The 11,809-nt window shown below is 61.0% G+C and carries 11 protein-coding genes; 1 reads left to right on the top strand and 10 read right to left on the bottom strand.

Annotated elements, in window-relative coordinates; translation table 11 throughout:
- Positions 1–100 precede the first annotated feature (100 nt).
- From xoxF5 to MPC4_RS18275, 9 genes are all read right to left on the bottom strand, one after another.
- Complete coding sequence (gene xoxF5, locus MPC4_RS18315; protein WP_174513803.1) at positions 101–1,897, bottom strand: lanthanide-dependent methanol dehydrogenase XoxF5; 1,797 nt, start codon at positions 1,895–1,897, stop codon at positions 101–103.
- Between the two features lie 539 nt (positions 1,898–2,436).
- Complete coding sequence (locus MPC4_RS18310; RefSeq protein WP_174513802.1) at positions 2,437–2,787, bottom strand: hypothetical protein; 351 nt, start codon at positions 2,785–2,787, stop codon at positions 2,437–2,439.
- 308 nt (positions 2,788–3,095) lie between these two features.
- Complete coding sequence (locus tag MPC4_RS18305; protein WP_174513801.1) at positions 3,096–3,695, bottom strand: glutathione S-transferase family protein; 600 nt, start codon at positions 3,693–3,695, stop codon at positions 3,096–3,098.
- A 345-nt stretch (positions 3,696–4,040) separates the two neighbouring features.
- Positions 4,041–4,571 (bottom strand): hypothetical protein, encoded by a 531-nt coding sequence (locus MPC4_RS18300; RefSeq protein ID WP_174513800.1) that lies wholly within the window; start codon positions 4,569–4,571, stop codon positions 4,041–4,043.
- 89 nt (positions 4,572–4,660) lie between these two features.
- Positions 4,661–5,527, bottom strand: coding sequence for a 23S rRNA (adenine(2030)-N(6))-methyltransferase RlmJ (locus MPC4_RS18295; protein WP_174513799.1), 867 nt, complete (start codon positions 5,525–5,527; stop codon positions 4,661–4,663).
- 3 nt (positions 5,528–5,530) lie between these two features.
- Positions 5,531–6,346 carry a ribonuclease T2 family protein gene (locus MPC4_RS18290; RefSeq protein WP_244629105.1) on the bottom strand — a complete coding sequence of 272 codons (816 nt, stop codon included), beginning with the start codon at positions 6,344–6,346 and terminating at the stop codon, positions 5,531–5,533.
- 14 nt (positions 6,347–6,360) lie between these two features.
- Complete coding sequence (locus MPC4_RS18285) at positions 6,361–6,807, bottom strand: hypothetical protein (protein WP_244629104.1); 447 nt, start codon at positions 6,805–6,807, stop codon at positions 6,361–6,363.
- 195 nt (positions 6,808–7,002) lie between these two features.
- Complete coding sequence (locus MPC4_RS18280; protein ID WP_174513798.1) at positions 7,003–7,530, bottom strand: hypothetical protein; 528 nt, start codon at positions 7,528–7,530, stop codon at positions 7,003–7,005.
- A 479-nt stretch (positions 7,531–8,009) separates the two neighbouring features.
- Positions 8,010–9,422 carry a mannose-1-phosphate guanylyltransferase/mannose-6-phosphate isomerase gene (locus MPC4_RS18275; protein WP_174513797.1) on the bottom strand — a complete coding sequence of 471 codons (1,413 nt, stop codon included), beginning with the start codon at positions 9,420–9,422 and terminating at the stop codon, positions 8,010–8,012.
- Between the two features lie 320 nt (positions 9,423–9,742).
- Here MPC4_RS18275 and MPC4_RS18270 point away from each other — a divergent pair, with 320 nt between their 5' ends.
- Positions 9,743–10,369, top strand: coding sequence for a ribonuclease HII (locus tag MPC4_RS18270; protein WP_174513796.1), 627 nt, complete (start codon positions 9,743–9,745; stop codon positions 10,367–10,369).
- On the opposite strand, the gene MPC4_RS18265 is transcribed toward MPC4_RS18270, so the two are convergent.
- Positions 10,366–11,736, bottom strand: a complete 1,371-nt coding sequence (locus tag MPC4_RS18265) for an alginate export family protein (RefSeq protein WP_174513795.1) — start codon at positions 11,734–11,736, stop codon at positions 10,366–10,368. The two genes, MPC4_RS18270 and MPC4_RS18265, sit on opposite strands and share 4 nt — an antisense overlap.
- Between the last annotated feature and the right edge of the window lie 73 nt (positions 11,737–11,809).

Here is an 11,809-nt window from a genome sequence, read left to right as displayed (position 1 = left end):
GCTAATGTGCACGAAAACATCCTTGATTCGACGGCGCCAGTGAATAGAACCCCGGCGCAGGAGCGCCGAGGTCCAAGTTCACATCGTTCAACCAGGCAGACTATTTGCCGTGGAGGGCGAACACGGTCAGCTGACCGCCGAGCGCCGTATAGTTGGACAGAGCGGCGTAACCGCCGACGGCGCCAAGACCTGCGTTCGGATCCGTCAGGCCCGCCGCGAGGCCGATGCCGGCCCAGCCGCCGACGCCCGAGAGAACCGCGACATATTGTTTGCCGTTGTGCTCATAGGTGTTCACGTTGCCGATGATGCCGGACGGAGTTTTGAACTTGTAGAGTTCTTCGCCCGTCTTGGCGTCGACAGCCTTGAGGTAGCCTTCGAGCGTGCCGTAGAACACGACGTTGCCGGCGGTCGCGAGCGCACCCGACCACACCGAGAACTGCTCCTTGTCCGACCACACGATCTTGCCGGCCTTCGCGTCCCACGCGATGAAATTGCCCATGTTGCTCTGGCCTGGAGGCGGATACATGGACAAGGTCGCGCCGACGTAGGGCTGACCAGCGGTATAGCTCACCCTGAACGGCTCATAGTCCATGCAGACGTGATTGGTCGGGACGTAGTTCAGCTCCGTGATGGGCGAATAAGCCGAAGGCTGCTCGTCCTTCGAACCGAGAGCCGCGGGGCAGATGCCCTTATAGTTGACGTCTTCACCCTGGGATCCCGGCGCATATTTGGCGACGACTTCCGGACGGCCATAAGTCTTCGAGGACTTGTCCATGTCGACCTTGGTCGCCCAGTTGACGGCCGGATCGTATTTTTCGGCGACCAGCAGTTCACCCGTGGCGCGATCGAGCGTGTAGCCGAAGCCGTTACGATCGAAGTGCACCAGGACTTTCTTGTTGCCCTGATTCTGCAGCACCATTTCGTTGATGCCGTCATAATCCCACTGATCATGCGGCGTCATCTGGTAGATCCATTTGACTTCGCCGTTATCAGGATTACGCGCCCAGATCGACATTGACCAACGGTTGTCGCCGGGACGCTGCACGGGGTTCCAGGTCGATGGATTGCCGGACCCGTAATAGACGAGGTTCAACTCGGGATCATAGGAGATCCAGCCCCAGGTCGCGCCGCCGCCGATCTTCCATTGATCGCCTTCCCAGGTATTGGTGCCGGAGTCCTTGCCGACCGGCTTGCCGAGGGCGGTCGTCTTCTCAGGATTGATGATGGTGTCCGCATCCGGGCCCATCGAATAGCCGCGCCATGCGAGCTTGCCGTCCTTGATGTTATAGGCGGACACATAGCCGCGTACGCCGAACTCGCCGCCGGACACGCCGATCAGCACCTTGTCCTTGACGACGAGCGGAGCCGAAGTTCCGGTCGCGCCTTTGGACGGATCGCCGTCTTTCACGGACCAGGCCGGCTGACCGGTTTTTGCGTCAAGCGCGACCAGCGTGGTGTCAGCCTGATGCAGGAAGATTTTGCCATCGCCGTAAGCAACGCCGCGATTGACAGTGTCGCAGCACATCACCGGAATGACGCTCGGATCCTGTTTCGGCTCATACTTCCAGATGATCTTGCCATCATTGTTGAGGTCAAGCGCGTAGACGATGTTCGGGAATGGCGTCGAGAAGTACATGACGTCGCCGATCACGAGCGGGCCGCCTTCGTGGCCGCGCAGAACGCCGGTGGAGAATGTCCATACCGGCACCAGATCTTTTACGTTCTTGTTGGTGATCTGGTTGAGCTCGGAGAACCGGGTATTCGAATAATTGCCGCCTGGCATTACCCAGTCCTTGGCGTTCTTCTGCATCTTGACGAGCTCGTCATTGGCGAAGACCGCGCTGTTCGCCATGAGTGCAGTTGCGGCGACACAGGACATCAGTAGAAGTTTGCGCATGAATTTCCTCCGGACCGTTTGTCTTTCGCTGCTGCGAAGCTTATCTTGCTTCGGCAGTGCTTTTCCGCGTGTTTTTTCCGGCAGCGTGTCACCACCTCAGTGGGACGATGCATCACCGCACGACCCACTCCGTCTTCGAATAGAGCAACGACCCCGACCGTTAGCTCATGAAGCCGGAAAACTACGTGACCTGTATATATTGGGCCGCGACCCGACACAATAGTCCTCGCGCAACGCGCAAGCCCGCCAAATCGGCCGGAAAGAAGGCGCGAGCAAAGCTTGGGCCATGCGCGTAGACCTTTGATTCAAAAACAACATTCAGAAAGCGCGAGTGATTCTTGTAGCGTCTTACCGATAAGCTCGCGTCCAAAAGCGGCCATAAAAAAGCGGGAACTTTTCTTGCAGCAAAAGACAAATTTTGCCGCAATATAATTGCTGCATTGCAAGAAATTCAATCCTTCGCGATCGCACAACATTTTTGCCGCGCGCATCGCGGCCGCGGCCGTTGATTTTCAGACCGGGAATGCCGCCGCGGCGACTCAGAAGCAGCGAACTTCCGCTTCAGCCTGTGCGCGGCGCAATTCGTCCGAGGTCGCTTTGGCCTGTGGGCTGTTGCGGAACATCGTGCCGATCTGGCCAATCGCCTGATCCATGCTCACGACTGTCTCCGCCGCCACAAAGCGGTCGTAAGGCAGGAGAGAAGCGATGACGTCGATCGAGCAGGAGCAGCGCTTCAAGATATCGCGCGTCTCGCCGTTGGTTTTCATGCAGACGTAAACATAATCGGCGCGCGCCTCTGTTGGATAATCATTGACTTCAGCGGCGAAGGCGGGCGCCCCCGCGAGAGCGGCGCCAATGACGCACATATTTATAAGGGCGATTTTCAACATTGCGGTTTCATGGCTCGAGTTGACGATGCGGCGGCGCATGCGGTGGAACAATTCGCCAGATGCTGACCCCGCCGCCAGCGGTCGTGGGCGAAGATTGCGACGAAGGCGCCGAAGAGGACCACTCCCATCAGCGCTCCAACCGGCGCCTGCGCCTCGCGACAGCTACAAAGAAACAGATGAAGGTTCGCCGCCGGCGCCCCGCCGCCGCAGGATAGCTTGAGGCCCGAGCGATGGCCAGCGCGAAACGCGCCCGGCATCCGCAGCCGAGGAGCAGGCGCGGCTGGCGCTCCTCGTGGGTCCGGCGCCTGCTATTGAGCGCGCGTCGCCGCGAAGGCGGGAACGTCGGCGGTAAAATCCGCGAGCCATGCGGCAAGCTCGGGGTGGGCCGAGCGCCAGCGCCCCTCGAAACGCAAATCAAGATAGCCGAGGACGCAGGCGAGCCCGATATGCGCGACATCACGCTTGCCGGACGGCGGCGCGCCTGCAAACGCGGCAAGCCCGCGCGCTGCTTTATCGGCCTGCCACGCCAGCCATTTTTCGTCTTGTTTCGCAGGTTCGCGCCGGCGCTTCTCATAGACCTGAAGCAGGCTGGCGTCGAGGACGCCATCGGCGAGAGCCGCCAGCGTGAGCGCATGAAATCTTGCTCCGGATTCGGCGGGAATGAGCGCGTCGCCGCCGGCAAGATGATCGAAATATTCGACGATGACGCGGCTGTCGAAATAGGCCTCTCCGCCAGGCAAGGTGAGAACCGGAATTTTGCCGAGCGGATTATGGTCAAAAAGCCCCCTGTCCGGGTCGTTGGCGTCCGTCGTAACGATACGGATCTTCTCGCTCAGCCCCGCGATGGCGGCGGCGAGGCGCACTTTCCGCCCGAAGGGCGACGGCGCCGACGTTCGCAAAATCATCATCTCGACATTCCCAATCAAAGCGCGAGCGCCAGGCCGCCCAATACGCGCCCGACCAAAGCCAAAGCACAATGCGTTCAGGCGCGACCGCATACAGCTTTAGTCTTTGCTTAATGCATGATGTGGGTCCGAAAAATCTGCAACTTTTCGGCATCATGCTCTCGTCCTTGTTCCGACGCATGATGTGGGTCCGAAAAGTCTGCAACTTTTCGGCATCATGCTCTCGTCTTCATTCCGACGCATGATGTGGGTCCGAAAAGTCTGCAACTTTTCGGCATCATGCTCCGAAGCCGCGCCGGACCGATAATCAACGTTGAGCTGCGCGGCGGGAATCGCCGCGCGCGGCGCTCAATCAACCGGACAGGCGTAGATCGCCTTGATTCGCGAGGTCACGCGCAAGCTCGGATAGCCGTCGGCGACATTATTCATAAAGAATGTGCCGCTTTCGCCGGGCTCGACAATGCCGCTCGCGGTCAGCGTAACGTCTTGCAGGGAAAGACTCTGAGTCCCGATTTCAACGCGGCGGATGATTTTGCCGGGCAAAACATTGTTCACGTCCCATGTGAACGCATTGGCGAAAGCAACGACCGAGGGGCTGGCCGAGCGAATCTTTTTGAGGTCCGCGTCATCCACGGGCTGTGGCGCGCAGCCCTTGATCTTGTCGCCGAGGCCCGCCTCAATCAGCCGCGCCTCGGCCCGCTCCGCGCAGACGTCGCGGCAATCCGACATCAGATCGCGGATGCCTTGGTCGTCGATGTCGGGCGCGGTCATCTTTTCCTTCAAACAGACATGAAAACAGGTTTCAGCGGCTCTTCCAGAGCTCATCGCCGCCATGAACCCGGCGGCTCCAGCGATGAAAACCAGCGTCGATCTTAGCATCGAGCGCATCCTTCCCTTTTGCGTTTTTCATTTCGGCCTGCCCGATCGTTCACAAAGGCCGCGAAACATATAACGAGCGCCAGAGCCGCTTAGTTTCGGCCCAGCCATTCGACCAAATAATCGGCCCGGGGAGCCTCAAGGCTCCGCGCAAGGCGTTGGCTGAGGCCCGGCAGGATGCGCCTTGCCTCCGCCTCCAGCGTAAAAGGAGGATTGGCGATGATCAGCCCGCAGCGCGTCAAGGCGCCCTGCGGGCGCACATCATCGATCTGAAGCTCGATTCGAAGGACCGATTTGACGCCGCTGGCGGCGAAGCCCTCGGCAAGCGCTCTGGCGAAGGCGCCTACCGCCGCTCGATCCTTGACCGGATGCCACAGCATGAAGACGCCGGACGTCCATTTGCGCGCAGCCGCGGGCAGCGCCCGCGCCAGGCGGTCGAACTCGGCGGCGTCCTCGAAAGGCGGATCGATCAGAACGAGGCCGCGCCGCTCGACCGGGGGCACAAAAGCCATGAGGCCTGTGTAGCCGTCGATCTCCATCGCCTTTGCGCGCCGATCGCGCCGCAGATTGGCCCTGAGCCGCTGGAAGGCGTCTGGATGAAGCTCGCAGGCGAGCATTTTATCCTGTGGCCGAAGCAGCGCCGAGGCGATCAGAGGCGAGCCGGGATAGAGCGGCGAATCGGCGCCGATGAGCGGCTTCACAATATCGAGATAAGGCTCAACAAGCGCCTGCGCTTCGGGCTCGAGCGGGCTTGCGGCGAGGCGCAGCACGCCGGTTCGCCATTCGGCCGTCCTTTCCGCCTGCGGCCCTGCGAGATCATAAAGGCCGCTGCCGGCGTGCGTCTCGATGTAGCGCAGCGGCGCCGGCTTTCGCGCGAGGTAATGCAGGATTCGCGTCAGAAAAATATGCTTGAACACATCGGCGAAATTGCCGGCGTGAAAGTCATGCGCGTAATTCAAAGGTCAAAGCGCCGGCGGAACGGCGATCTGCCCGATCGGACAGTGACGGCGGCTGACCTCGGGACATGCGTGAAAGTCGCGCAGATCCTTCGAAAGACAGACCCTGACTTCCTGCAGCACGCCGCGTGAGCACGCGACTCCGATCATTCCGGGCCGCAAACGCCCATTGGCGGCGAGAAACGCGCGCTCGATATCGATTGCCGTCCAGGTCTGATCCCCTTTGGCGTTCTGAAAGGGAGGCGGAATGGCGATAGCCTCGCGCGCGCGGCGCACATCGTTGAAATAATCCGTCGGGCTTTTGCCGGCGCAGACGCCATGCTTGCGCCATTCATGGCGCGCCAGCCCTTCGCTGGGATAGAGGCCGGCCGCGCTCTGGAGAGCTATCCGGGACGGGCTTGCCGGGCCAAACGGGCAATCTTGCGGATAGCCATGCTCATATTGCGGCCAGAGTCCATGTACGACAAACCCGAGATTGGCGCCAGGAGCGCACTGGCCCTGCGCCCGAGCCCCGGCAGGCGTGCGGCAAAAGCCCGGCGACCAGGACAGCGCCAGGACATAAAAATCGAAGTCGGCGGAGGCGCCGCGCCCCATCGGCGCCGGCCGCAGCGAACCGGAAGGCGCGCGCGGAGCGGCGTTGTCCGGAGCGGGAGCGGCTTTGTCGGCGCAATTGTCGAGGATGCAGTCATCCGCGGAAGCGGCGAACCCGGCGCGCAAAAATGGCGCGGCGGCAAGGACCAGACAGGCCAGAACCATCGTGGCGATGGCGCGGCGCCAGCTTGCCGCGCGCGCCAAAGCAGGGCCGAGCCTATGGCGAAGCATCGCCGGGTCTTTCGTCAGGGCTGCGCCATCTTGCAATTGGGCGCATCGGAGTCGTTGCGATCGAGGCCGACGACGCACCATTCGATGCCGAACTGGTCGCCAATGCCGCCGAGATCCTTCGAAATCGAGTAGGACACCGAGCGCACCCTGGCGTCGCTCATGATGACGTGGGCCTGACAATAGCGCCGCGGAATATAGTCGAGCCCATTGGAGCGGAAGCCGATTTCCCTGATTTCCTCGAAGGCCGCTATCTCGAGGCCGGTGCGCCAGAATTCGCTTTCGCGTTCGTGAAAGCGCGCCTGCAGCTCGGTCAGCGGCGCCAGGTCGCCGCAGCCCGGCATATTGGCGGTGTCGAAGGGCTCATAGCGACGCTCGGACGGAACGATGGGCCGCGCGCCCGCTGAGGGGATGGAGACCGGGCCCATGGCGATCACCGCCGCCGCGGCAGCCACACTGAACATCTTATGCGCCATCATACCCGCTCCGCCCTGTCGCCGCTTTCGAGCGCCACAATCAATGCGACCCAAATTCGCGGGAACGATGCGTCGCAAAGTCCAAGCCGTCAAGAGCCCCGCCGGGAGCATAAGGGATCACAAACAGGCGATTCCGACGCCCGCGCTCCCCGGGCGTCGGCGCTTATATCTGAAACCGGAGGCTCAGAGCCGCTTCAGGCCTTCCTCATAAGTAATGGCTTCAAATGTCTGATCGTATTTGGCCGCGCCATCGGCAATGACGTCAAGCTTTTCAGCCGTGTCGAACTTTTTCATTTTTGTCTTGTCGAGATAAAGGACGTCGATCAGCTCATTATAGACCGACGTATCGTCAATAGGAAAAACGTATAACGACACGCCGTCAATGCTGATTTGATAGCGTGACGCGCGGTCGAGATCGCCGACATAAATAAAATACTTGCCGTCCGCCTTCGCACTCGGGCCGAGGATTTCGACAAGAGCGGGGAGTTGCTTGTAGCTCGTGAGCGAACCGGCAAGAAACGACAGGGCCGCGTTACCTTCTTCAGTCGCGGCGAAAGCCGCCTCCAATGTGACCGGAGGATCGAGCGAGAGGGCTATTTCGCCGCGAAAGCCGAAGCGGCCCGCGCGATGCGTCGGCGCTTTAAGGGCGGGCTTCAAAAGACGGCCTTCGGCCTCGAGGCGCTGAAAGGCGGTGACGTCGATGGAGGTCATTTTCAATGTCCATTTTCCCGCTCATTCTTGAAAGATTCAACAATATAACGGCCGGTTTTATGCGTAAGTCTTGCGGGCGTCGGCGCTTCGATCGATTTCGAGCGCCCTGCTCGAAGCGCGCGGGCCGCGCGGTGATCCAATCAGGGCGATTGGCGGAAAGCGGACTGTCCGAAAGCTGCGAAGGACGCCGCCGGATCAGGGCACCAGCATCCGGGCGGCGGCCCATCCTTTTGTTCTATCGTGCATTTTTGAAAGAACCGACGCCCGCGCCGTTACCAATGCGCCGGCTCAGTGTCGGCTTTCGGACCAGACGTCTGCATTCTGAAGCCTCGCAACGCATTTATCGCGCCAAACCCAGCTCAGAACATGCGCGCCGCGAAGACGGCGGCCAAAAACAGATGGGGCGGAGACCGGTTCGCGATACGAACCCATCTCCGCCCTATCTGTCGTTCGCGCTCGGACCCGCCGCGGCGGAGGCCTTATCCGCGGTTATAAATATCCTCGATGCGGACGATGTCGTCCTCGCCGAGATAGGAGCCGGTCTGCACCTCGATCAATTCGAGATCGATGCGGCCGGGATTGGCCATGCGGTGGATGCAGCCTATCGGCAGATAGATCGATTCGTTTTCATGCACGAGAACGACTTCATTGTCGCGCGTCACCTCGGCCGTGCCTTTGACGACGATCCAGTGCTCGGCCCTATGGAAATGCTTTTGCAGCGACAGGCGCTGGCCGGGCTTGACGACGATGCGCTTGACTTGATAGCGCGCGCCATTGTCGACCGATTGATAGTAGCCCCAGGGCCGATACGCTCGCTTATGGCTCAGCGCCTCCGGCCGGTTCTCAAGTTTAAGCCGGTCGACCAACTGCTTGACCTGATCGCCATATGCTTTGTTCAGGACCAGCACGGCGTCCTGCGTCGTGACGACGATGACATTATCGACGCCGACGACGGTGGTCAGGTAATCATCCGAGCGCACATGCACATTGGAGGCGTTCATGATGACGCCGTGTCCGCGCGTCGAATTGCCGTTTTCATCGCGGTCCGACAATTCCCAGACGGCGCCCCAATTGCCGATGTCCGACCAGCCAATATCCGCCGGGACGACGGCCGCCTTGTCGGTGCGCTCCATGACGGCGTAGTCGATCGAGATTTTTGGCGCCTGGCTGAAGGCGTCCTTGTCGAGCACCAGGAAGTTCAGATCGTGTTTTGCCTTGGCGACGGCCTCGGCGGCGGCGTCCGCGATGGCTGGTTCATACTTACGCAGCTCCGCCTGCATGACGTCGGCGCGGAAGAAGAAATTGCCGGAGTTCCAGAGGTAATTGTCGTGGACATATTGCTCGGCCGTCGCAGCGTCGGGCTTTTCGACGAAGCCGGCGACCTTCAGCACCGCGCCATCGCGGGCGACCGGCTTGCCGGTCTTGATATAGCCATATCCTGTCGCGGCCGACGTCGGCTTGACGCCAAGCGTCACAATATAGCCAAGCGCCGCCGCTTCCGCCGCCTGCTTGCAGAGATCGACGAAACCCTGCTTGTTCTGCACGACATGATCGGCGGCGAGCACCGCGACGATCGTCTCGGGATCGGACAGCGCCGCGAGTTCAGCCGCGACAGCGACGGCGGGGCCGGAATCGCGCCGGACCGGCTCGAGAATGATGCGCGCCTCCCGGTTGATCTCAGCCAACTGCTCGGCGACGAGGAACCTGTAATCATGATTGGAAATGACGATCGGCGTTTCGAACACGCTCTCGTCGAGGATTTCGGTCGCCATCTGGAATGTCGAACGCGCGCCGATGAGGGAAATGAATTGCTTCGGCAGGCTTTCACGCGACTCTGGCCAGACCCGCGTGCCCGAACCGCCGCACATAATGACCGGAAGAATTTTCGCCATTCTTAACTTCCCCGCAGGCAAATCGATTGATTTTCAACCCTGAGCGACTTTCGGGCGCTATAGCATGAGCGTTTCCGTTTAGCGATCACGCCGCAGCGTGATTGTTTCCTCCCAGATGCCGGCTTCTCCTTGGGTCTTGCGCTCAAAAGCAAGCTCGACCTGAATTGGCGCTTGCCAAAATCTATATATGCTGGCGTTCAAAAAGTCGCCTGTTTCCGGCAGCGCGGCTAGCCGCCGGAACAAGTCCGCGCGCCTTCCGCACGGATTGAGGGGGCGCCGGCGCTGGCCTTTGTCAAAGAGCCGATTTAAGAGACTGAGGCATGGAAAAGCCCGATTTCCGCATGGAGCGGAAACTCCTGAAGCGTGATGTCTGGCCTGTCGCGGGCGTTGACGAGGCGGGGCGCGGGCCATTGGCCGGCCCGGTCGCGGCGGCGGCGGTGATCCTTGATCCGCACAATCTTCCGCGCGGCCTCAATGATTCGAAGCTTCTGACGCCGGAGGAGCGGGAAAGCCTCTATGAAGCGATCATGGCGCGCGCGCTCGCGGTCGCGGTCGGCTTTTCCAGCGCCGCGGAGATCGACGCGGTCAATATCCGTCAGGCGACGTTCCGCGCCATGCGCCGGGCTCTGGCGGCTCTCGCAAGCCCGCCGCGCTATGTGCTGATCGACGGCAACGACCTCGCGCCGGGGCTTTGCTGCGAGGCCGAGACGATCGTCAAGGGCGACGGCGCCATTCTCTCCATCGCCGCCGCCTCCATCGTCGCCAAGGTCACGCGCGACCGGCTGATGCGCCGGCTCTGCGCCGTCCACCCCGTCTACGGCTTCAGCCGGCACGCCGGCTATGCGACGCCCGCCCATCTCGCGGCGATCGAGGCGCATGGCCCCTGCCCGTTTCACCGCATGAGTTTCAGCCCGTTCCGCGCGGCTCCGGAGCCGCGCGCGGATTAGAAATTGAAGTCGATTTGGACCACGCCGACATCCGCGCCATGACCGCCCGCCAGAGTGATGGCCGGGCCGGCGAGCTCATGCAGATATTCGCCAAAAAGGATAATGTTCGGAGCGAGTCTCCATTGGGCGGTCGCGACGAGATTCGTGCCGATATAGGCCGCTGTGTCCGTCGGCGTCATGGTCTTTGGAAGCGGCGTAGCTCTCGAAACATAAACGGCGTCATATCTTGAGGCGCGCCACAATATCTCCGGCCCAAATCTGAAGGCGAAGGTCGGCGTCGGACTGACGATGAACGCCGGGTAGACCTCGATCAGGTTTTCGAGCGTCTCGAGACCCGCGTAATTGAGCATCGTCGGGCGGGGAAATGGGGCGCTGAACGTGCCGATGGTCTTGCTGTTGGGGCCGCCCCCGCCGCTGAAATAGCTGGTTTGCAGTTGCAGGCCAGGGTTCCAGGGCAGGCTTTCAAAAGAATAGAGCACGCGCGTCGAGGCGCCGAAGGCCGAGATCGCTTTATTGTTGAACGTCCCGAACTGATAAGCGAAATCGCCGTCATAGAGCAGCGGTCCGAATGCGCCCCAGACCCGGCCGCCAACAGTGTGGCGATCTTCATTGCCGGCAAGCCCGACATATTGGGCGCCGATGTTTCGCCGATAAAAATAATACTCGTCCAGATGAAGTTGATTCGGAAGCAAGACCTGGCTGGCGTAGGCCGCGCCGAACACGCCCGAATGGGTGTCCCAGTCCGAGAAGGCGTCGAGCACCGATGTGACGGGCCTCGCGACGGCAAGATCGAGTGTAGCCTCGTTGGGAAATCGAGCACGCAAGCGGACGCCGTCCTGGGTGGTGCGGACGTTGGAGCTGTCGTTGATCCAGACAAAGCGCCCTGACCCAAGGAATATCTCCTGCCGGCCGAGGCGCGCCGTGACGTCGGCGGGGCCGACCGGCTCCTTCAGCTCGATGAAGCCCTGCTGGATGCGTCCTCGGTCCTGGTCCGTCGTACTGGGGCTGATCCTATTGAAGGCGTCATAACGGGCAAGCTGAAGAAAAACGGCCAGATGCCGATCGAAATGGAAATAGATGTCCCCGACGATCCTTTCGAGATCATAAGTATTTTGAAGCGGCGCGCGAAGACCGTGCCCCGCATTGTTCCATGACCAGAACTGCTGGCGGAACTCGCCGCCAAGGGAGAGATAGGCTTCAGAACCGATTCCAACCGGAATGTAGTGCAAGGCGTCGAGTTGGCCGGTCCTGTTGGCGGGATCGGCGAGATAGCTGAAATCAATGTCGTAGAATTCGAGCGGATAAGCGCCCTTTCCGAGCGCGAAATATTGCGCGTGCGCCGCAGGCGCAAACAAAGCGCCGGCCAAGAATAGCAGCGGAAAGACGGCCGTTCGCGCGAAAGCGGACGCGAATGTTTTCCTCCGCGACCCGCGCGCCTTC

This window comes from Methylocella tundrae (assembly GCF_901905185.1).
Lineage (GTDB): Bacteria > Pseudomonadota > Alphaproteobacteria > Rhizobiales > Beijerinckiaceae > Methylocapsa > Methylocapsa tundrae.
This window is presented reverse-complemented; position numbering and strand designations above follow the sequence as displayed.